General features: G+C 63.6%; 17 protein-coding genes. 11 read left to right on the top strand and 6 right to left on the bottom strand.

What is annotated here, in order from left to right; translation table 11 throughout:
- Positions 1 to 146: 146 nt before the first annotated feature.
- Genes ABHM97_RS14340 through ABHM97_RS14325 form a run of 4 tightly spaced genes read left to right on the top strand, consistent with a single transcriptional unit; the run spans position 147 to position 4,813 of the window.
- Complete coding sequence (locus ABHM97_RS14340) at positions 147 to 1,565, top strand: extracellular solute-binding protein (protein ID WP_349471217.1); 1,419 nt, start codon at positions 147 to 149, stop codon at positions 1,563 to 1,565.
- Complete coding sequence (locus ABHM97_RS14335) at positions 1,562 to 2,524, top strand: carbohydrate ABC transporter permease (protein WP_349471216.1); 963 nt, start codon at positions 1,562 to 1,564, stop codon at positions 2,522 to 2,524. Before ABHM97_RS14340 ends, ABHM97_RS14335 begins: the two co-directional genes overlap by 4 nt.
- A gap of 8 nt (positions 2,525 to 2,532) precedes the next feature.
- Entirely contained in the window at positions 2,533 to 3,405 is an 873-nt protein-coding gene (locus ABHM97_RS14330) for a carbohydrate ABC transporter permease (RefSeq protein WP_349471215.1), read from the top strand.
- Positions 3,406 to 3,433: 28 nt separating this feature from the next.
- Complete coding sequence (locus tag ABHM97_RS14325) at positions 3,434 to 4,813, top strand: glycoside hydrolase family 32 protein (protein WP_349471214.1); 1,380 nt, start codon at positions 3,434 to 3,436, stop codon at positions 4,811 to 4,813.
- A 100-nt stretch (positions 4,814 to 4,913) separates the two neighbouring features.
- Here the strand turns inward: ABHM97_RS14325 and ABHM97_RS14320 are convergent, their stop codons facing one another.
- Positions 4,914 to 5,966, bottom strand: coding sequence for a LacI family DNA-binding transcriptional regulator (locus tag ABHM97_RS14320; protein ID WP_349471213.1), 1,053 nt, complete (start codon positions 5,964 to 5,966; stop codon positions 4,914 to 4,916).
- 137 nt (positions 5,967 to 6,103) lie between these two features.
- Between ABHM97_RS14320 and ABHM97_RS14315 the strand changes: the two genes are divergently transcribed.
- Positions 6,104 to 6,985, top strand: a complete 882-nt coding sequence (locus ABHM97_RS14315) for a helix-turn-helix transcriptional regulator (RefSeq protein ID WP_235517255.1) — start codon at positions 6,104 to 6,106, stop codon at positions 6,983 to 6,985.
- 12 nt (positions 6,986 to 6,997) lie between these two features.
- On the opposite strand, the gene ABHM97_RS14310 is transcribed toward ABHM97_RS14315, so the two are convergent.
- Positions 6,998 to 7,627: a DUF2510 domain-containing protein gene (locus tag ABHM97_RS14310; RefSeq protein WP_349471212.1), complete on the bottom strand. Its 630-nt coding sequence runs from the start codon at positions 7,625 to 7,627 to the stop codon at positions 6,998 to 7,000.
- Between the two features lie 103 nt (positions 7,628 to 7,730).
- On the opposite strand from ABHM97_RS14310, the gene ABHM97_RS14305 reads away from it, so the two are divergent.
- The 5 genes from ABHM97_RS14305 (at position 7,731) to ABHM97_RS14285 (ending at position 14,544) form a co-directional block, all read left to right on the top strand.
- Positions 7,731 to 8,324 (top strand): hypothetical protein, encoded by a 594-nt coding sequence (locus ABHM97_RS14305; protein ID WP_235517253.1) that lies wholly within the window; start codon positions 7,731 to 7,733, stop codon positions 8,322 to 8,324.
- Between the two features lie 60 nt (positions 8,325 to 8,384).
- A complete protein-coding gene (locus ABHM97_RS14300) occupies positions 8,385 to 9,404 on the top strand; it encodes an o-succinylbenzoate synthase (protein WP_349471211.1) in 1,020 nt (339 codons plus the stop codon).
- A gap of 77 nt (positions 9,405 to 9,481) precedes the next feature.
- The gene (locus tag ABHM97_RS14295; RefSeq protein WP_349471210.1) at positions 9,482 to 11,572 is read left to right on the top strand and encodes a PhoX family protein; all 2,091 of its coding nucleotides are present in this window, start codon (positions 9,482 to 9,484) and stop codon (positions 11,570 to 11,572) included.
- Between the two features lie 165 nt (positions 11,573 to 11,737).
- Positions 11,738 to 13,432 (top strand): 2-succinyl-5-enolpyruvyl-6-hydroxy-3-cyclohexene-1-carboxylic-acid synthase, encoded by a 1,695-nt coding sequence (gene menD, locus ABHM97_RS14290; RefSeq protein WP_349471209.1) that lies wholly within the window; start codon positions 11,738 to 11,740, stop codon positions 13,430 to 13,432.
- Between the two features lie 158 nt (positions 13,433 to 13,590).
- Positions 13,591 to 14,544 (top strand): hypothetical protein, encoded by a 954-nt coding sequence (locus ABHM97_RS14285; RefSeq protein WP_257370668.1) that lies wholly within the window; start codon positions 13,591 to 13,593, stop codon positions 14,542 to 14,544.
- Between the two features lie 105 nt (positions 14,545 to 14,649).
- On the opposite strand, the gene ABHM97_RS14280 is transcribed toward ABHM97_RS14285, so the two are convergent.
- From ABHM97_RS14280 to ABHM97_RS14265, 4 genes are all read right to left on the bottom strand, one after another.
- Positions 14,650 to 15,438 (bottom strand): amino acid ABC transporter ATP-binding protein, encoded by a 789-nt coding sequence (locus ABHM97_RS14280; protein WP_235517248.1) that lies wholly within the window; start codon positions 15,436 to 15,438, stop codon positions 14,650 to 14,652.
- An 11-nt stretch (positions 15,439 to 15,449) separates the two neighbouring features.
- Positions 15,450 to 16,241, bottom strand: a complete 792-nt coding sequence (locus tag ABHM97_RS14275; RefSeq protein ID WP_211711986.1) for an amino acid ABC transporter permease — start codon at positions 16,239 to 16,241, stop codon at positions 15,450 to 15,452.
- An 80-nt stretch (positions 16,242 to 16,321) separates the two neighbouring features.
- A complete protein-coding gene (locus ABHM97_RS14270; protein ID WP_309992532.1) occupies positions 16,322 to 17,119 on the bottom strand; it encodes an ABC transporter substrate-binding protein in 798 nt (265 codons plus the stop codon).
- A gap of 158 nt (positions 17,120 to 17,277) precedes the next feature.
- A complete protein-coding gene (locus ABHM97_RS14265) occupies positions 17,278 to 18,624 on the bottom strand; it encodes an isochorismate synthase (RefSeq protein ID WP_349471208.1) in 1,347 nt (448 codons plus the stop codon).
- Between the two features lie 91 nt (positions 18,625 to 18,715).
- On the opposite strand from ABHM97_RS14265, the gene ABHM97_RS14260 reads away from it, so the two are divergent.
- Positions 18,716 to 19,477, top strand: coding sequence for a demethylmenaquinone methyltransferase (locus tag ABHM97_RS14260; protein WP_211711989.1), 762 nt, complete (start codon positions 18,716 to 18,718; stop codon positions 19,475 to 19,477).
- The last annotated feature ends 11 nt before the right edge of the window (positions 19,478 to 19,488 follow it).

Here is a 19,488-nt window from a genome sequence, read left to right as displayed (position 1 = left end):
ACTGCCACAATTCACTGGACGCCTCATGTGAAGTGTGCTCCGGCGCGGCGGGCCGACGTGAGACCCTTGCAACATTCCTGTGACGCTTGACACGTGTTAGGTGCCGAGCATAGTCTTCCTAACACGTGTTAGGGAAGGGAATCTACATGTCGGGAACCAATGGGGCTTTGCGTCAATTCACACGCAGAAGTGCCCTCACAGCCCTCGGCGCCGGGATTGTTGGAGTAACTGCGGCGTCGTGGCCGCGACTCACAGGAGCAGACATTCCGGGCAGGGGAGACAACAGCCTCAGTATCGCCATCATGGGCACCGCCGCAGACGCCGCAGCCCGCCAGAAGGTCATCGACGCCTTCGCCAAAGTCCACCCCGAGATCAAGGTCAAGGTCCAAGCCATCCAGGCCGTGGACTGGAAGGACTTCTTCACCAAGATCCTCACCATGGTGGCAGCGGGAACCCCGCCGGACGTGGTCTATGTGGCCACCGAAGGTGCCCAGCTGTTCGCGGAAAAACTGGCCCACCCGCTGGACGAATATCTTCGCCGCGACGCAGCGGACATGAAGGAATACTTTGCGGACGTCCACCCCAGCCTGGTGGAAGCGTTCATGTACAAGGGCAGCCTGTTCCAGCTCCCCATCGACTGGAACGCCGCCAACATGTACTACAACACCACGGCGCTCACTAAAGCCGGACTCGAGCGGCCCGCCGACAACTGGACGCACACCGACTTCCGGAGCACCCTGGCCGCCATGAAGAAGGCCAACCCCAAGGACTTCACTCCCTACTACTGGACCAACCGTCTCTTCGGCGGAGTGGTGCCGTGGCTCTACGCCAACGACACCAGCTTCCTCAAAGAGACCAAGTCACCGGGCGGGGAGTGGTTCTGGGACGGCTTCTACGCCAACGACCCCACCCGAAGCCTCCGCTCCGGCGGCTACCAATGGCTCGAACCAAACGCCGACGATCCCCGGGTTTTCGAATCCTTCGACTACCTCCGCGGACTGGTCAAGGACGGACTCGGTGTTCGGCCCGAAGAAGGCGGCGGCAGTTCGCTCATCGGCCTCTTTGCCTCCAACAGGATAGGTACGACGCCGGCAGGCGGCTATTGGGTGCAAGGCCTCCACGAAGCTGGGATGACAGAGAACGACTTCGACGTCCAGTTCTTCCCGAAGTGGCGGTCCCAGCGGCACCAGTTCGGTACGGCCGGGTACGCGATCATGAAGACCGCCAAGGATAAGGACGCCGCCTGGGAATGGGTGAAGTTCAGCTCCAGCCTCGAAGCCATGCAGATCGTGTTCCCCACGCCCAACACCACTCCGGCCCGGCGCTCCATGGTCAACGAGCAGCTCTACTCGGGAATCGGGCCCCGGAACTGGAAAGTCTTTTACGACACCCTGGACCGTTTCCCCACCACAGGTCCCATTCCAGCGCCACCCCAGCAGGCCGCCGTCGAGACCGCCCTGATGAAAAACGTCAGCCTTGCCGTCAGCGGCGATGAGCGCCAACTCAAGGACGCCCTCAGCTCCATGCAACGTGACCTTGAACTTGCCTTGAGGAGGCAGCCATGAGCACCGCAACCAGCACGCCCACTGGGACGGGACGCGAACCGGGACGCAAAACAACCCACAAGCACAGCCAGCCGTCCAAGCGCGGCCGCGTGCAACAGCGATGGCTCCCATGGGTCTTCCTTGCGCCAACGATCGTGGGCATGGGCATCTTTACCCTGCTGCCGATCATTGCTTCCATTGCGCTGGCGTTCTTCCGCTGGGACATCATCTCGGCACCGACGTTCGTGGGATTCGACAACTTTGCCGAAGTAGTCCAGGACCCCACGGTCCGCGTCTCATTCGTGAACACCATCGTGTTTGTGGTGGTGGCCGTGGCGCTGCAGCTGGGTTTGGCCCTTGGGCTTGCAATCATGGTGCAGGAGAAACTCCCGGCCTGGCTCAGGGTGTTCTTCCGGTCCGCCTTCTTTTTCCCGCTGATCCTGTCCGCGGCGTCGGTCTCGATCTTCATGCGATACCTCTTCAACGAGCAGTTCGGCGTCGTGAACTGGATGCTCTCATTGATTGGAATCCCGGCAGTACCGTGGCTGACGACGCCAGGCGGGTCTGCCGCCGTCGTGATTCTTGTCTACGTGTGGCAGAACTTCGGGTTCTCGTTCCTGCTGTTCATCGGCGGCCTGGCGTCCATTCCGGTGGAGACGTACGAGGCCGCGTCGATCGACGGTGCTACCGGGTGGCGCAAGCACTTCTACGTCACGCTTCCGCTCCTGAGTCCCACCACACTGGTGGCCTCGGTCATGGCCATCATCAACGCACTCCAAGTGTTCGACCAGCCCTACGTCCTCACCCGCGGCGGTCCCGGCGACTCGACGCGGACAGCGGTGATGGTGATCTTCGAGTCCGCGTTCCAGCGGCTCGAGTTCGGCCAGGCTTCAGCGATCGGCGTGATCCTGACGCTCATCATCATGGCCATCACCGCCGCGCAGTTCCGGCTCAGCAAACGATTCGTCTTCTACCAGTGAGGCCCGCCATGACCACCATTCAAGAACGTGTCACCACCACGGCGCCCGTCGTCACCCGGAAGAAGCGGGACTGGTCAGTGGCCGTCCGCATCATGGTCCTGCTGATAGCGTCCGTCTTTGTCCTTGGTCCGGTGTTGTGGACGCTGTCCACCTCGCTTCGGCCGCCGTCGGAATCCTTCAAACTTCCGCCCGCCTTCCTGCCGTTGAACCCGGACCTCACGTCCTACACGCAGGTCTTCAAACAGCTCAACATCGTGCTGCTGGTGGTGAACAGTGCCCTGGTGACGGGGCTGATCGCCGTCGGACAAATGGTGACGGCGGCGCTGGCCGGCTACGCCTTCGCGCACCTGCGCTTCAAGGGGCGCGGTGCTTTGTTCTCGATCGTGCTGGCCACCATGATGGTGCCCGCGCAGGTGACGATCGTGCCCGTGTTCATGCTCATCCGCGGCGTGGGGCTTTCCGACACACTGCTCGCGCTGATCATTCCGGCCATCCCGACGGCGTTCGGAACCTTCCTGATGCGCCAGTACTTCATGGGGTTGCCGGGTGAGCTCGCTGAAGCGGCTGCGATCGACGGCGCATCGCCGTGGCGGACCTTCCGCTCCGTGTATGCTCCGCTGGCCATGCCGGGCTTGGCGATCGTGGGCATCCTGGCGTTCAACTTCCACTGGAACGAGTTCTTCCGGCCACTCATCATGACCATCTCGGAACAGAACTTCACCCTGCCACTGGGCCTTGTCTCGCTCCAGGGCAACCTCGGCACGGGAAGCATCTCCGTGGTGCTCGCCGGTGTTGTCCTGTCCATGATTCCCGCGCTGGTGGTGTTCATGTTCGGCCAGCGCGCGCTGCAGGATGGACTCACCGCAGGCACGGGCAAGTAATCTTCTCTTCACTCTGAAAGGGCTTCCATTGACGGACCTTGCACTTGACTCCCTCCTTGCGGCAACGACACATCCGGATCCCGCATTTCCGCGCTTCCACCCGCGTCCGGCGCAAGGATGGATCAACGACCCCAACGGGGTCAGCTACATCGACGGCAGGTACCACGTGTTTTTTCAGTACAACCCCTTGTCCGCGCGGCATTCCCAGATCTGCTGGGGCCACGTGAGCTCCCCGGACCTGGTCCGCTGGGAAGAACACCCGGTGGCGCTATCGCCACAGCCGGGCGGGCCGGACTCAGCGGGCTGCTGGACAGGTGTGGTCACTTCCGACGACGGCGTGCCGACCGCTGCTTACTCCGGAGTCAAGGATCACGGCGGGCATTCGCAGGTGGTCATTGCCCGGGGTTCCCGGGACTTGGTGACCTGGTCCCAGGACGGGCATGTTGCCGCCTCCATGCCGGCCGATCCTCTTGTCACCGCCGTCCGCGACCCCTTCATCTTCCGCTTCAACGGTGCCCGCTACGCCATGCAGGGGGCGGGACTTGCTGACGGTCGAGCTGCCCTGCTGCTTTACACGGTGGATACCCTCGATGACTGGAAGTACCAGGGAATCTGGCTGACCACGGCTGATCCCATCGCTGGAGCTCACACGCCGGCCGAAATCTGGGAATGCCCGCAATTGGTCCAGGTGCCGACGGGGGAATGGGTCATGATGTTCTCGCTGTGGCTCTCCGGGGACGACCATGAGCACGCCAACGGTGTCGGCCACCTGATCGGCTCGCTCACCCCGGACCCCGAGACCGGGCTGCCGGTGTTCACTCCCGTTACTGGAGGAAAGTCCGATCTCGGACGGGACTTCTATGCGCCGCAGATCCTGCAGCTTTCCACCGGTTCTGTTGATTGCGCGCCTGCGGCGCTGCTGTGGGGCTGGGCCAACGAGGGGCCCGGGCGCGATGGTCGCCGGGGCCGCACCCAAGAGGAAATCGACGACGCCGGATGGTCGGGTGTGCTGACACATCCTCGCGTCTTGTCCGTGGTTGATGGTTCCTTGGTTGTCGCCCCTGCGCCTGAGGTCCTCGCATACCGTGGTGTTGCACTGGAGATGGGTGCTGCAGGATCGGTTGCCGTGCCCGGGTTTGCCGAGGTACTGGTGCGGGGTTCGGGTTCACCGGCCGGTTCCATCGACCTGGTGCTTGGCTCAGGGCCCGCGGCGCAGGTGGTCTACTCAGGTTCCCTGGTTGAGGGGGAGGAGCTGAGGATCTTCGTCGACGCCTCCCTCGTGGAGGTATACCGTACCGGTTCCGTGGCTACGACGGTCCGCGCCTACCCCGCTCCCGGGGAGTCGTGGGAGCTCACCCTGCCCCCGGGCGCGACTGCCGACGTGTGGGAGTTGGCGCTGCCCCGCTAAGGCGGCAGGCCGGCGTCGTTCGCTGACCTGCGTTGTGAGGCCCGCTCTGCAGGGTATTTCGACCTTTTGGGGTGCAGAGCGGGCCTCACAACGCGGCAGATCAGCGGGTTGGCGCCGGGCCAGTGGATTCGCGGAGGACAAGGCGGCAGGGAACCATGGTTTCCTTCGTGGTTTCCTCCGCCGCGCCTTCGGTACGTTCCAGGGCGTCCAGCAACGTGGTCATCGCCGCGCGCCCTACCTCCCGCAACGGCAGGGCCATGGTGGTGAGGGCGGGGACCATGGTGTCGGCGATCCGGGTCTCGTCGTCGTAGCCCATGATGGACAGGTCCGCAGGAACGTTCAATCCAAGGCGTGCGGCGGCGAGGGCTACGCCGACGGCCAGGCGGTCGTTCGCGCACATGATGGCGGTGGTCCGATCAGCCGGGGACACGCCGTCGAGCAGTTTCATGGCCCCGTGGAAACCGGCATCGATATCCCAGCCCGCCATGTGGATCCGGCCCTCATTCGCTGCGAGTCCCGCAGTGGCGAACGCATCCCGGTAACCCTGCACGCGCAGGGGAGCCGCGGGAGAGTCCAAGGAACCGGCAAGCAGGGCAATATCCGTGTGGCCCAGTTGCAGGAGATGCTCCGTTGCCTCCCTGCCGCCGGTGACCTCGTCCGGGATGACATGGTGGAGCTGCGGCTCAGGGTGGGCGTCATAACAATTTGCCAGGACCGACGGGACACGAAGCATCCCTTGCGGCACCTCGATCGGCTTCAATCCCACCGTCACGTACATGAGACCGTCCACTTGGCGATCCAACAGTGTCTCGATGGCGCTCGCATCCCGGGCAGTATCGCTCTCGGTGTCCATGACCACGGTGACAAAACCGCGGCTCCGGGCGACGTCGTCAGCGCCGCCGATGATGTTGCCATCGAAGGGGCTCACCACCACCTCGTCGGACAGGATGCCGATGACCCGGGACCGCTGGTTGCGCAGGCTCAGCGCAATGGCGTTGGGGGAGTAGTTGAGTTCCTGGGCCGCCTGGCGGATCCGGTCCTGGCTGTCCTTTGCCACATTGCCGTCGCCGCGGCCGTTCAGTACCAGCGAGACCGCGCTCCGGGAAACTCCCGCCCTCTTGGCGACGTCCAGGGCGGTGGCCTTGCGGTTCATGGGAACGTCCTTCCGTGCTCTGTTCCCTGAAGTCTATCTAACGCGTGTGAGGCTTCGGTTCTGCGGGACAGGCTCCGTTGATAGGGGGTACAGGTTGTGGCCCCCATAGTGTGGCGCGGCAGCGATACTGTAAATCCATGAACAACCTGCCTGACAACCGTGCCGACATCAAGGATTTCCTCGCTACGCGCCGCGCGAAACTCCTCCCGGAACAGGTTGGGCTTCCATCGGGTAGCAGGCGTCGGGTGCCGGGCCTTCGGCGCGAGGAAGTAGCCGTGCTGGCAGGCGTCAGCCCGGAGTGGTACGCCCGCTTGGAAAAGGGGAACATCAGTGGCGTTTCGGATGACGTCCTCTACGCCGTAGCCAGGGCGTTGCAACTGAACGAAGAGGAGCGGACGTACCTGTTCGAGCTCGCCAAAGCGGCCAGGACCACGAATCGCTCCGCTCCCAGGCGCAAGGACACGGAAGTGGCCGCACCCGTCCAATGGATGGTGGACTCCATCACCATGTCCGCGGCGTTCATCAGGAATGGCCGCCTGGACATCGTCGCATCCAACGCCTTGGGACGGGCGCTGCACGCTCAGATGTTCGCCAGCGAAACCACCACGGCGAATGGCCGCCCCAATTTTGCCCGCTTCCATTTCCTCGATCCGGCGTCACGGGACTTCTACATCGACTGGGAAGCCGGCGCCGCTGCCACGGCGGCTCTTCTACGCGCAGAAGCCGGACGGGAGCCCCACGACCGGGCCTTGCGCGAACTGGTGGGCGAGCTCTCCACCCTGAGCCCCGAATTCAGGGAGCTTTGGGGATCACACGATATCCGGTTCCGCCACGAGGGCATGAAGCGGTTGCAGCACCCCGTGGTGGGGTATCTGGAACTCACTTACCAGTCCCTCGCCCTGCCCACCCTGCCTCGGGCCGTCAACGAACTCAGCGTCTACACAGCGGAGCCAGGCACCGTCCACGAGGAACACATCAAGCTCCTGAGCAGCTGGGCGGCCACCACGGCTACGTTGTGAGCTGCGGGTGAGCTACGTGGTGACCGAGTAGCCGAGCTGGTTGTACATGGACTGCATCATGTTGGACGTCCAAATACCTGCAACCACCATGGTGAGCACGAACACGGCGATGGTGACCCAGATCGGCCACAGCCCCCGTTTCGGGGCAACCTTGTTGACGATCACCGAGCGGCCAATCACGTACACAGCGGCGTTGAGGAACGCCCACGCCCAATGGAACGGACGCTCGACGCCGGACTTCAGCAGGCGCTGACGGTCCAGATAGGCGAAAAACACCGAGAGGCCATAGGCGATGAAACCCGATCCCAGGCTGAGGAAATACGCCGGGGTATACATCGAGAACGGGTCCACAGTGGTCGCGCCACTGCGGGTGGTGATCATCCGGAACTCCGGCTGCCAGAACAGCAGGAAGATGACCGAGACCAGCGGCAACAGCGTGATAGCCCAGATGAAGGGGTTGTAAACAGGTGTCCCCTCATTGATCCGCGGGCGTTGCGGCGTGAAGGCTGGCTGGTACTGCCCCTGGCGCGGGGCCTGGTTGGCGGTCCACGCGTGGCCGTCCCACCACCGGACAAACCTGGGGTCCGAAGGGTCCGGATACCAGCCGGCAGGTGTTGGTGAACCGGGCATTGATTGAGTCATGTTTCCCCCGCATTGAGTCGTGACTTTGAGAATATCGCGGTTGCCGTCCCTTAGTTGCCAGATGGCCCTCCCCAGGCGCCGCGTGGCGGTGTAAGCATGGAATATGAGCTTCTTCGACGACGTCCCTGAATTGCCGGAACGGCCACGCCAACCGCAGCCCATCCGGCCCGGATGGTTCGGCCCGCCGTCGGACGAGCTGCCGGGCATCCTGCCCATCGGAGCTTTTGTGTACCAAAGCGCCCACGTGGTGGTGGCGTTGAAGATGGCGGAGGTGTACTCCACTGGCTGTTTGCTGGACCTCAAGTGGTCCGTGCGACGCGTAGATGAGTCGGCCCAGGAATGGCGGGACATTCTGGAGCAAAGCTTCAGCCGTCCGGGACTGCCGGGAATCAAGGTCGGAGTCTCGCTCGCCGATGGGAGCAAGGCGATTGCCTCGCATCCCACGCCGGCAATGTTGGAGGACACCGAAGACGTCTCAGGGCCGGTCCTCACCCACCGGGGCGGCGGCGGAGGCAGTGCCGGGGATGAGCAAGTGGAGGGATCTGCGCAGTTCTGGCTATGGCCCCTGCCCGTGGAGGGTGATATCCGCATCGTGGCCAAATGGGACGAACTGGGGGTACCCGAAAGCTCTGTGGTCCTTTCCGGAGCCCGGTTGGTTGATGTCCTTGGAACTGTCCAAAACTACTGGGCCGTTTGAGATGTCCACATAGACCAACTGCCGCCGCGTGGCCCGCAAAGCCGCCGGTACAGTGGCACTATGCCTGCAAGCCTTCCTGCCCTCGAAGAACTCCTGGACTCCGCCCACGTTGTGTCGCTGCCCATGCGCGTGAAGTTCCGGGGCATCATGCAGCGCGAAACCCTGCTGCTTCAGGGACCTCGCGGCTGGGGCGAGTTCTGCCCGTTCCCCGAGTACGACGACGAAGAGTCCTCCCGCTGGCTCGCTGCCGCCGTGGAGGCAGGTTGGGTGGGGTTTCCTTCGCCATTGCGGCATGTGATTCCGGTTAACGCCACAGTTCCGGCAGTTCGGGCCGAGCAGGTACCGGACGTCCTGGCCCGCTTTGGCCGGGTCGATGCTGTCAAGATCAAGGTCGCCGAGAAGGGACAGGAACTCGCCGACGACTTCGCGCGGGTAGCAGCAGTACGCCGGGCCCTTCCCGAGGCCGCCATCAGGGTGGATGCGAACGGTGGATGGAACGTTAGCCAAGCTGTGGAAGCGCTTGGGGCGCTGTCATCGCAGGGCCTCGAGTACGCCGAGCAACCCGTTCCCACCATCGAAGGTTTGGCTGAGGTCCGCCGTCGTCTTGCCGACGCAGGTACGCCGGTCTTGATCGCCGCCGACGAAAGTGTTCGCAAAGAGGATGACCCCCTCCGTGTAGCCAAGGCGGGGGCTGCGGACCTCATTGTCGTCAAGGTAGCACCGCTCGGGGGAGTCAGGCGGGCGTTGGACATCGTCGGGCAAGCCGGGCTGCCTGCCGTCGTCAGTTCTGCGCTGGACACCTCGGTGGGAATCCGTGCCGGGCTCGCGCTCGCAGCTTCCCTTCCGTCCCTTCCCTACGCCTGCGGCCTGGGCACGGTGTCCCTGTTTGCCTCAGACGTCACCTTGGATCCGTTGGTAGCCGACGACGGCGCCATACCGTTGCGTGACACGCACCCCGATCCCGGACTGCTGGAGCAGTACGCGGCTTCGGCGGACCGCCGGGATTGGTGGCTGGACCGGCTCCGACGGGTGCACGACGTCCTGGCGCGGGACCACCACCCTTTGTTCACTCAGTCTTAACCCGAGCGACCTCCCGGATTCGGATTCCGCTGAAAAGCTCAACGGGAATCCCGTACACCCTCTGGAAGGTCATCCCCATGTCTGAAACCACCGGACGCACGTTCCCGCTGCTCCCCATGCTCGGCCATACCAAAGGCAAGCGCAGCCCAGTCACGTGTGCTCTGAAATGCGACAACGCCTGCTCTGGCGATGTCTGTAACACCAGCACCAACGGCTACTTCAGGGACATCGCCTCCACGGCCATGTCACGCCGCGCGGCTCTTGGCCTCGGCGCTGCGGGTGCACTCGCCGTCGTTCTTGGCAGCGCGGTGACCGGCACCGATGCCGCAGTCGCCGACTCCGGGAACGGACTCTCCGACGCTGCCAAGAAGGGCTTCGATAAGTCCAAGCTCAAGTTCACCGCGATCAAGCCGGTCGACGCCGCCGTCGACGAATTCACCGTCCCTGAGGGGTTCGGCTGGAACCCGATCATCCGCTGGGGTGATCCGCTGTTCAGCGACTCGCCGGCCTTCGACATCACCAAGCAGACCGCGGCCGCGCAGGCACGCCAGTTCGGCTACAACAACGACTACACGGACATCCTTCCGATCCCCGATTCCAAGGATCGCCGCGCTGTCCTGTTCACCAACCACGAGTACACCAACGAGAACATCATGCTGCCGGTCGGCTTCGATGCTGCCGAGGGTCGTGCCATCGGTCGCGCCGCCCACGGACTCGCAGTGGTGGAGCTTGAGCGCAAGAACAAGAACAAGCCGTGGAGCTACGTCCAGGGCGCACCCTTGAACCGGCGATTCCTCACCAACACGGTCTACGAGCTGACGGGCCCGGCTGCCGGTACAAACCTGGTCAAGACCATTGATGACCCAGCCGGCCGCTGGATCAAGGGCACGCTCGGAAACTGCTCCGGCGGCACCACCCCGTGGGGCACCATCCTCTCCGGCGAAGAAAACTTCAACGGATACTTCGTTGCGCCCGGTACGAGCGACTCGGACAAGCGCTACGGCCTGTCTGCCAAGCCCACCGCGCGGCAGTGGGAGCTGGACGAGCCCCGCTTCGACACCCGCAACGCCGGGTACGCGAACGAGACCAACCGCTTTGGCTGGATCGTGGAAGTGGACCCTTTCGATCCCACATCCACTCCGAGGAAGCACTCGGCCATGGGCCGGTTCAAGCACGAGGGCGCGAACGTGATCGTTGCCCCCGATGGACACGTGGTTGCCTACATGGGTGATGACGAGCGTTTCGACTACCTTTACAAGTTCGTCTCCAAGGGCAAGTACCAGCCAGGTGATTCGAAGGCTGCCCGCCAGAACAACATGAACCTTCTCTCTGAAGGCGACCTGTATGTGGCCCGCTTCACGGGTGACTCGCCCGCCGCCGAGATCGACGGTACGGGCAAGCTCCCGGCCGACGGCGCTTTCGACGGTTCGGGCGAATGGCTGCCCTTGGTGGTTGGTGGTGTCTCCGCGGTTCCGGGTATGTCCGTGGCCGAGGTCCTCGTGTACACCCGCCTGGCCGCTGACAAGGTCGGACCCACCAAGATGGACCGTTGCGAAGACGTCCAGCCCAACTTGCTCACGGGCAAGATCTATGTGGCCTGCACCAACAACTCCGACCGCGGCAAGGCCGGCAAGGAAGGCGCGACGGAGGTCAACCCCCGTACCCAGAACCGTGACGGCCACATCGTGGAGATCACTGAAGCGCCGGGGCAGACCGGCACCAAGTTCAACTGGACCCTCCTGCTTGTTGCGGGCGATCCGGCCAAGAACAAGTCCGCCTACTTCTCCGGCTTCCCGGCGGATAAGGTGTCGCCCATCTCCTGCCCCGACAACGTGGCATTCGACTCGGTGGGCAACCTCTGGATCTCCACCGACGGTGCCCCGTCGACCATCGGCTACAACGACGGTCTGTTCAAGGTCACGTTGGAAGGCCCGGAGCGCGGCAAGGTGGAGCAGTTCCTGGCCGTACCCCGCGACGCCGAAACCTGTGGCCCGATCGTCCACGACGAAGAGCGAACGGTGTTTGTCGCCGTCCAGCACCCGGGCGAGGAAGGCACGTTCGACGCGCCGCACTCGTACTTCCCGGACTACGTTGCTGCAGGCGCCCCCGCTCCGGCCGGTGCCGTGCGGGCCCCGCGCCCCGCGATCGTGCAGGTCTTCCGCAAGTAGCACTGACCTTTCCGAACACCACGAATGCTCTCCCGCCCGGCCTCCGGGTGGGGGAGCATTCCCACACGGACGCTCTCTCACGTCCCGCCCCCTTCCGGCGGACGCTCTCTCACGTCCCGCCCGGTTCCGGCGGACGCTCTCTCACCGCCCCAATAGACTGGAGCGGTGACTTCCCAGGACTCTCTGACATCCATCGCCGCCGCACGGATCGCCGTAACTACGCTGCTCGACGGCGGTGTGCGGCATGTGGTGGTGGCGCCGGGTTCGCGGTCGGCCCCCATGGCCTACGCCCTCGCGGAAGCCGAAGCTGCGGGACGGGTCCGGCTCCACGTGCGGATCGACGAACGCGACGCCGGATTCACGGCCCTGGGGTTGGCGCTCTCAACGGAAGCTCCCGTCGCTGTCGTCACCACCTCCGGGACGGCCGTGGGCAACCTTCTTCCGGCCGTGATGGAGGCCAACCATTCGGCCGTGCCCGTGGTTGTCATTTCAGCGGACCGGCCCGAAGAACTCCACGGGACCGGGGCCAACCAGACCACCATCCAACTGGACCTTTTCGGCGAGCACGTGCGATTCGCCGTCGACGTCCCCGCGGGTGACGATCCGCAAAAGGCTGTTGCCACTGCACTTTATGCCGCGACGGGCGCCCTCGAAGACACCCCGCCCGGCCCCGTCCAGCTGAACCTTGCGTTCCGTGATCCTTTGGTTCCGGGGGCCAACGACGCCCTCCCGGTAACGCAGGGACACGGCGTGTTCCATTACGACGCCGGTCCTCAAGCACTGGACTTGCCGGCGGCGTCCAGCGAACTCCCCGAGCGACGCACCGTGGTCCTCGCCGGTCACGATGCCGGGCCCGTGGCCGAGGCTTTCGCGAGGGCGCATGGCTTGCCGTTGCTTGCAGAGCCATCATCCAACGCGCGCTTCGGCCCTAATGCAGTGGGCCCGTATCGCGTGCTGCTTCAGCACTTCGGGCCCGAATCTTCAACCCCGATCGAACGTGTGGTCCTGTTCGGCCGGGCAACGCTCTCGCGTCCCGTCGCGTCCCTGTTGGCGCGTGAGTCCGTACAGTCCGCCATCTACCAGCCGGTCCCGGTTGCCTGGTACGAGGCGGGACGGCGACGCGAAACGCCCATTGAAACACTCCCGGAGCTCGCGGATTTCGCGGGCCGTGGCTCCGCGGAGTGGCTCGACTCCTGGCTCCTCGCCGCCGCCGCAGCCCAGCATGGCTTGGACAGTGTGTTGGCGGGGGAGAGTGCTGCCAATGGCCCATCCGTCGGGGCAGCGGTTTGGGAACACGCCCGCGGCCAGCTGGTCCTCGGCTCCTCCAACGGCATCCGCGATGTCGACCTCGCGGGGCAACCACACACCGCGCCTATCGCAACGGTTTTCGCCAACCGCGGCCTGGCCGGAATCGACGGCACCATCGCCACAGCCACGGGAATCGCGCTGGGCAGCGGCCGCGAAACCACTGCGCTCCTGGGCGATGTCACTTTCCTCCACGACGCCGGCGGATTGCTCATCGGCCACGGCGAACCAGTTCCGGATCTTCGCATCGTGGTCCTCAACGATTCCGGCGGAGCCATCTTCAGCCTCCTGGAACACGGCGCCGTTGAAGACTCGGGAGCGTACGGCACCGCCGTCGAACGCCTTTTCGGTACCCCGCACTCAGTGGACATCGCGGCACTCGCGGCCGCTTACGGCGTCGGACACCAAGCGGTAAGTACGACGGCGGAACTTGCCGAAGCGCTGAAGTCGCCGCTGAAGGGGCGCACCATTGTGGAGGTGCGCGTGGACCGGGTGGGCTTGCGTGGACTCCATGCCCGGATCAAGGAAGCCATCAACGCCGCCGTGGGCCACTGAAACTGACGAGAGCCACCGAAACTGACCAAGGCTACCCACATTTGGGTGTCGTCAGTCCGTTTTCCGGGCACCGGGCAGTTCGCGTCGCGATCGGGTGGTTATCCACATAGGACAACTCTTCCCTCGAAGTGCAACAGCGTCCGACGAAGACTGTTGGAATGCGAAGGCTACCCAAACTCATCCTTGCCAAGGATCTGACCATGCTCAGAGGCGATGCCAGGCCACTTTCCGTCGATGCGAGGGCCGGAAAGCTCGTTCGTATCAGGCACGGTGTCTACGTCGATGCCACGCAATGGCAGAAGCTGGAGAGCTGGGAAAGGTACGCCCTGAACGTAGAAGCGGCAGCGGAGTGCTTGGCTGCTCCGACTATCTTCTCGCATCACTCGGCGGCGTCGATCCATGGAATCCCAACCATCCTGCGCCAGCAGCCTGTCCATGCCCTGACCACTTATGCCGGAGGTGGCCGTTCGCGTGCAGGGGTGAGACGCCACTTAGTAGTCGAAGGAAGCGAGCAGGTCCAGGAGGTCAACGGGTTCCTGGTCACGGACCGGGTTCGGACGGTATTGGACATCGCTGCGTCGGTTCCCTTTGCCGAGGCCGTTGTTCCGGTGGATTTCCTGCTGAACAGAAATCGAAACTCCCAGCCTGTAACCAAGGAGCAACTCTTGGACGGCATCAAGGGGACATACTCCAAAGCAGCGGACAGGCGAATCACGGCGGCGGTGGAGTTCGGTGCCGGAGACTCTGGTTCGCCCGGAGAGTCCTATGCCCGGGCCTTGATACACGTCCTCGGATTCGAGGTGCCTCTGCTGCAGTATGCGGTGAAAACCATGAGGGGAACGGTATACACGGACTACTACTGGAAGAGCGTTGGCTTGGTTGGAGAATTCGATGGCCGCGAAAAGTACATGAAGCCGGAGTACTTGAAGGGACGTACGCCTTCCCAAGTTGTGATCGAAGAGAAGGCCCGTGAAGACGCCATACGCGCCACCGGCCGAAGAGTGTTCCGGCTGGTGTGGAGCGACCTGACGGTGAGCAAGCTGGAACGCGCACTTGAGGCCGCGGGGGTTCCCCGCCGCCGTCGTGCTTCTGCAGGCCACCCAAAATCGTAGCTGAACTAGAAACGGGAGGGCGACACCAAAATGTGGGTGTCGCCCTCCCGTTTCTGTGGCACCAATCAGTATGCGTGGAGCCAGCGTATATGCGTGGGCAGAAAGTTACGCTTCCTCGACGCCGATGTGTGTCGGATCCAGTACGCGGCGCAGGAATTCCTTGGTGCGCGGCTGGGTAGGAGCACTGATAACGTGCTCGGCCGGGCCTTCTTCCACCACGACGCCGGCGTCCATGAAGACCACGCGGTCGGCGACTTCGCGGGCGAAGCCCATCTCGTGCGTGACCACCAACATGGTCATGCCTTCCTGCGCGAGTTTGCGCATGACTGCCAGGACATCGCCGACGGTCTCGGGGTCCAACGCGGAGGTGGGCTCATCGAAGAGCATCAGCTGCGGGTCCATGGACAGCGCCCTGGCGATTGCGACACGCTGCTGCTGCCCGCCGGAGAGCTGGTCCGGGAAACGGTCGGCCAAGTGGCCCAGCCCTACGCGCTCCAGGTTGTGGCGGGCCACGTTGGCGGCCTCGGACTTGGAGCGCTTGAGGACCTTCATCTGTGAGATGGTGCAGTTGTCCAGCACGCTGAGGTGCGGGAACAGGTTGAAGTGCTGGAACACCATGCCCACGCTTTGGCGCATCTTGTTCAGGTCAACATCGGGATCCGTTGCTTCGAACTTGCCCACGTTGATGGTGCCCGCATTGGGCTGCTCCAACAGGTTGACGCAGCGCAGGAGCGTGGACTTGCCCGAGCCCGAAGGTCCGATCAGACAAACCACCTGGCCCGGTTCCACGGTCAGCGAGATGCCCTTGAGGACCTCGTTGCTGCCGTAGGACTTGCGCAGGTCCTTGATGTCCACGCCAGCGGCGCGAACGGTGCTGTTTACGACGTCGTTCATGACTGTCCTGCCTATCGCTTCGTCCGCGCGGAGCGGCTTTCGAACTTCCGTGCCAGGAGGCTCAAGGGGATGGTGATGACCAGGTAGAAGGCGCCGGCCACGAGCAGCGGCGTCAGGCCCGCGCCGAGGCTGGAGATGCCATCGCGGCCGAACTTGGTGAGCTCGTACTGGGAAGCTGTGAGGCCCAGGACGTAAATCAGCGATGAGTCCTTGGTGAGCAGGATGATCTCGTTGGTCAGCGGGGGCAGGACGATCTTGAACGCCTGGGGAATCACGATCGAAACCATGGCGCGCCAGTGCGGCATGCCCAGTGAACGGGCAGCTTCCATCTGGCCCTTCGGCACGGCCTGAAGACCAGCGCGGAGGGTTTCAGCGATGTACGCGGATGCCACCATGCCCAGCGAAACCATGACCACGATGTTGACGTCCCACTGGACACCGAAGGCCAGGGGAACGCCGTAGCCGAAGGCGATGAAGACCAGCAGCGCAGGGACCCCGCGGAAGAACTCGATGTAGCCCGTTGCGAGCCAGCGGTACAGCGGGAAGGAGGAGAGCTTCATCAGGGCAAGCAGAAGGCCGCCTGACAAACCCACTACGAAGGCCAACGCCGTGTAGATAAGGGTGTTCTTGAGGCCCACCAGGAAGATGTCCGGGAACATCGGCCCGATCTTGGCGAAGTTGAAGACGCTGTTCCCAACAGTCTTCCAGTCGACGGCAAGGATCACCGCGGCCAGGACCACTACGAAGATTCCGGCTTGGACGTACAGGCTGACTTTGGCTCGTTGACGTGCAGTCATTGCCATGGTGTTCTCACATTCGTGTTGCGCAGGTGGGCCCCGAAACAGCGTGTAGTTTCGGGGCCCACCTGTGTGGATGTCGGGAGCTACTTGGAGGTTTCGCCGAACCAGGTGCTCTGGAACTTCTTCATGGAGCCATCGTCCGTGAGGCGCTTGAGCGTGGCGTTTACGGCATCTGCCATGGCCGTGTTGCCCTTCTTGATGGAGATGCCCAGCTTCTCACCCGTTGCGTAGTCTTCGACGCGCTTGAGGTTGGAGTCATCCTTGATGGCGTAGCCGAGGACGGACTGGTTGCCAACAGCGGCGTCAATGGTACCGGCCTTGAGTGCCTGGACCAGGAGGCCGGAATCTTCGAACTGCTGGGCGTCGATTCCCTTGTCCTTGGCGTACTGGGCGCCGGTGGTGGCCTGCTGCACGCCAACCTTCTTGCCCTTTGCGCCGTCGATGTTGCTGATGCCCGAGGAGGACGTGGCAACGAGGGTCAGGTCGTCATCCAGGTACGGGTTGGAGAAGTCCATGACATTCTTGCGGACGTCGGTGATGGAGATAGAGGAGATGGAGACGTCGCAACCGGTCAGTGCGGTGCCGGTCTCGATGGCCTCGAAGGAGCTGTCCACCACGTTGAGCTCGGTCTTGGTGTCCTTGGCAATCTCGGCCGCGATGTCCATGTCGAAGCCAACAATCTTGCCGTCCTTCTGGAATTCAAACGGCTCGTAGGGAACATCCGAGCACACCGTGAGCTTGCCGGCGTTGATGAGCTTGAGGCCGGAGTCGTTGGAGGCTGCCGGAGTGGACGAGCCGCCACAAGCGGTCAAGGCCAAGGCGCCGGCAGCGAGCACGGCGGCCATCTTGGTGCCGGACAGAACCGAACGGGAGATCTGCATGTTGTTTACCTTTTGTTGCGGTGGATGCTGAACTGAGTCGGTTTTAGTGTAGCGCCGAACATGAGATGTGCATCACAGGAAACGAAGTTTCACTATTAGATAACTAGTTTACGCACTTATCAACCGCCAAGAGGGAGTAGCTGTCCGGGATCCCAGATTCAGCGACGGATACCAAGTGCCTCAAGCATGGGTCGGAATTTAGCCCAGGTTTCCGCCAGCTCGGCCTCCGGTTGCGAACCCTCCACAATGCCGCAGCCTGCGTACAGGCGGACCGTGTTGGCATCCTCAATGACTGCCCCGCGAAGGGCGATGCCCCATTCGCCGTTCCCCGCAGCATCCAGCCACCCGACGGGCCCGGCATACGGGCCCCGGTCCAGGTGCTCAAGCTTGCGGATCAAGGCCCCCGCTACCAGCGTCGGCGTTCCGCACACAGCCGCCGTTGGATGGAGCGCATTGATCAAGGCCAGGCACGTGGGGACGTGTCCCTCGATATCGGCCAATTCCGCCTTTACATCGGACGCCAAATGCCACACATTGGGCAGTTCCAGGATGAACGGCTCGCTATGAGAATTCATTGCCTCGGAGAACGGGGCCAACTGTCGGGTCAGGGAGTCGATCGCGATCTCGTGCTCGTGCCGCTGCTTCTCCGAACCTGCCAGCACCCGCTCGGCGTACTCCATCGGAGAACCGTCCATGCCGTCAGCGTCGCGACGGTCCAAGGTTCCGGCCAACACACGCGCCTGCGCCGTACGGCCCTCGACCTGGATGAGCATCTCCGGTGTCGCGCCCACCAGGCCGTCGACGCCGTACGTCCAGCATTCGCGGTACCGGGCCGCGAGCTGGCGAAGAACTTCCGCAGCGTTGACGCCGTCAGGAAGGGTGGCTACGACGTCGCGGGCCAGCACAAGCTTCTCCAACTTGCCGGCGCGGATCTCCTCCACGCCGTCGGCCACTGCCTGCATCCAGGCTTCTTCGCTGAGCGAACCGTGGCTCAGGTAACCGTCCGCGGCAACAGCGTCCGGTGAGAGTCCGACGCCGGACCCTCCTGCCGCTGAATCCTCGCCGTTCGGCTCGCCACCGCTCAGCCAGTGGTCAACGGAGGCGAGGACACCGGCCTCGGTGAGGTCGCCGTCGTCGAACGTTAATTGGGTGGCCCAGGCGCGGCCGTCGCGGATGCCAACCACCAGCTCGGGCAGGATCAGGCGCGAGACGTGCGGGGACGTTTTGGAGAAGGCGAACGAGCCGAAAGCGACCGGCCCGGTGCCTGGCAGCTCCACCTGGTCAGTGATTTCGGCCTCAAGAATGAGGTGCCGCCACCACATATCGGCTTCAAGGAAACGCTCGGGACCGGTGGCGCTGAAGCGGGTCAGCTCACCGAAGCCCACCAGGCCGGCCTCGCGGCGGGACCAGCAGAGAACGTCATCCCGCACCAGAAACGACGGCAGCCCCCCGGAGGATGATTCAACATCGAGGGGGACTGTCAAGGTGCGCAGCGTGCTGGTCATGATGGAACAACAGTACTCCCGCCTGCAGCCAGAATCTGAGCCGACTTCTACAGCGCAGCAAAGTCGGCGGAATGTCTGAGACAATTACAGGGTGAACCGAGCATCCTTGGAAAAGCGTCCGGACGAAGTTGCGACGATGTTTGATGATGTCGCCCCAAAATACGACGTCGTCAATGACGTCCTGTCCATGGGGCAGACCCGGCGGTGGCGCCGGATCGTGGTGGACGCCATGGACGTCAAGGTCGGCCAGAAGGTCCTGGACCTCGCCGCTGGAACCGGTACCTCCAGCGAACCCTACGCAGACGCCGGCGTTGACGTCGTAGCCTGCGACTTCTCCTTGGGCATGCTCAAAGTCGGCAAGCGCCGCCGTCCGGACATCGACTTCATTGCCGGTGACGCCACCAACCTGCCGTTCGCGGACAACAGCTTTGACGCCTCCACCATCTCCTTCGGCCTGCGCAACGTCGTGGAACCGCGCAAGGCCCTCGAGGAAATGCTGCGCGTGACCAAACCCGGCGGCCGGCTGGTCATTGCCGAGTTCTCGCACCCGGTCGTGCCGCTGTGGCGCAACCTCTATACGGAGTACTTGATGCGCGCGCTTCCGGCAATCGCCACCAAGGTTTCCTCCAACCCCGATGCCTACGTCTACCTCGCCGAGTCCATCCGTGCCTGGCCGGACCAGGACCACTTGGCCCAGTGGCTCAGTGACGCCGGCTGGACTGACGTTACTTACCGCAACCTCAGCGGCGGCATCGTTGCCGTGCACCGCGCGCAGAAGCCCGCCGAGCACCGCGAAAGTGTCCCCGTAGCCAAGCTTCGCCGCCAGATAAAGCCGCGCCACCAGGCCGGCTAGCTCGTACTGCC

It is taken from the genome of Paenarthrobacter sp. CAP02 (assembly GCF_040137855.1).
Lineage (GTDB): Bacteria > Actinomycetota > Actinomycetes > Actinomycetales > Micrococcaceae > Arthrobacter.
This window is presented reverse-complemented; position numbering and strand designations above follow the sequence as displayed.

Coding starts and splice junctions, on each gene's coding strand:
- ABHM97_RS14330 (WP_349471215.1), top strand. CDS start 2,533: ATGACCACCATTCAAGAACGTGTCACCACCACGGCGCCCGTCGTCACC.
- ABHM97_RS14270 (WP_309992532.1), bottom strand. CDS start 17,119: ATGCAGATCTCCCGTTCGGTTCTGTCCGGCACCAAGATGGCCGCCGTG.
- ABHM97_RS14305 (WP_235517253.1), top strand. CDS start 7,731: ATGAGCTTCTTCGACGACGTCCCTGAATTGCCGGAACGGCCACGCCAA.
- ABHM97_RS14310 (WP_349471212.1), bottom strand. CDS start 7,627: ATGACTCAATCAATGCCCGGTTCACCAACACCTGCCGGCTGGTATCCG.
- ABHM97_RS14320 (WP_349471213.1), bottom strand. CDS start 5,966: ATGAACCGCAAGGCCACCGCCCTGGACGTCGCCAAGAGGGCGGGAGTT.
- ABHM97_RS14300 (WP_349471211.1), top strand. CDS start 8,385: ATGCCTGCAAGCCTTCCTGCCCTCGAAGAACTCCTGGACTCCGCCCAC.
- ABHM97_RS14335 (WP_349471216.1), top strand. CDS start 1,562: ATGAGCACCGCAACCAGCACGCCCACTGGGACGGGACGCGAACCGGGA.
- ABHM97_RS14295 (WP_349471210.1), top strand. CDS start 9,482: ATGTCTGAAACCACCGGACGCACGTTCCCGCTGCTCCCCATGCTCGGC.
- ABHM97_RS14315 (WP_235517255.1), top strand. CDS start 6,104: ATGAACAACCTGCCTGACAACCGTGCCGACATCAAGGATTTCCTCGCT.
- ABHM97_RS14285 (WP_257370668.1), top strand. CDS start 13,591: ATGCGAAGGCTACCCAAACTCATCCTTGCCAAGGATCTGACCATGCTC.
- ABHM97_RS14265 (WP_349471208.1), bottom strand. CDS start 18,624: ATGACCAGCACGCTGCGCACCTTGACAGTCCCCCTCGATGTTGAATCA.
- ABHM97_RS14280 (WP_235517248.1), bottom strand. CDS start 15,438: ATGAACGACGTCGTAAACAGCACCGTTCGCGCCGCTGGCGTGGACATC.
- ABHM97_RS14275 (WP_211711986.1), bottom strand. CDS start 16,241: ATGGCAATGACTGCACGTCAACGAGCCAAAGTCAGCCTGTACGTCCAA.
- ABHM97_RS14340 (WP_349471217.1), top strand. CDS start 147: ATGTCGGGAACCAATGGGGCTTTGCGTCAATTCACACGCAGAAGTGCC.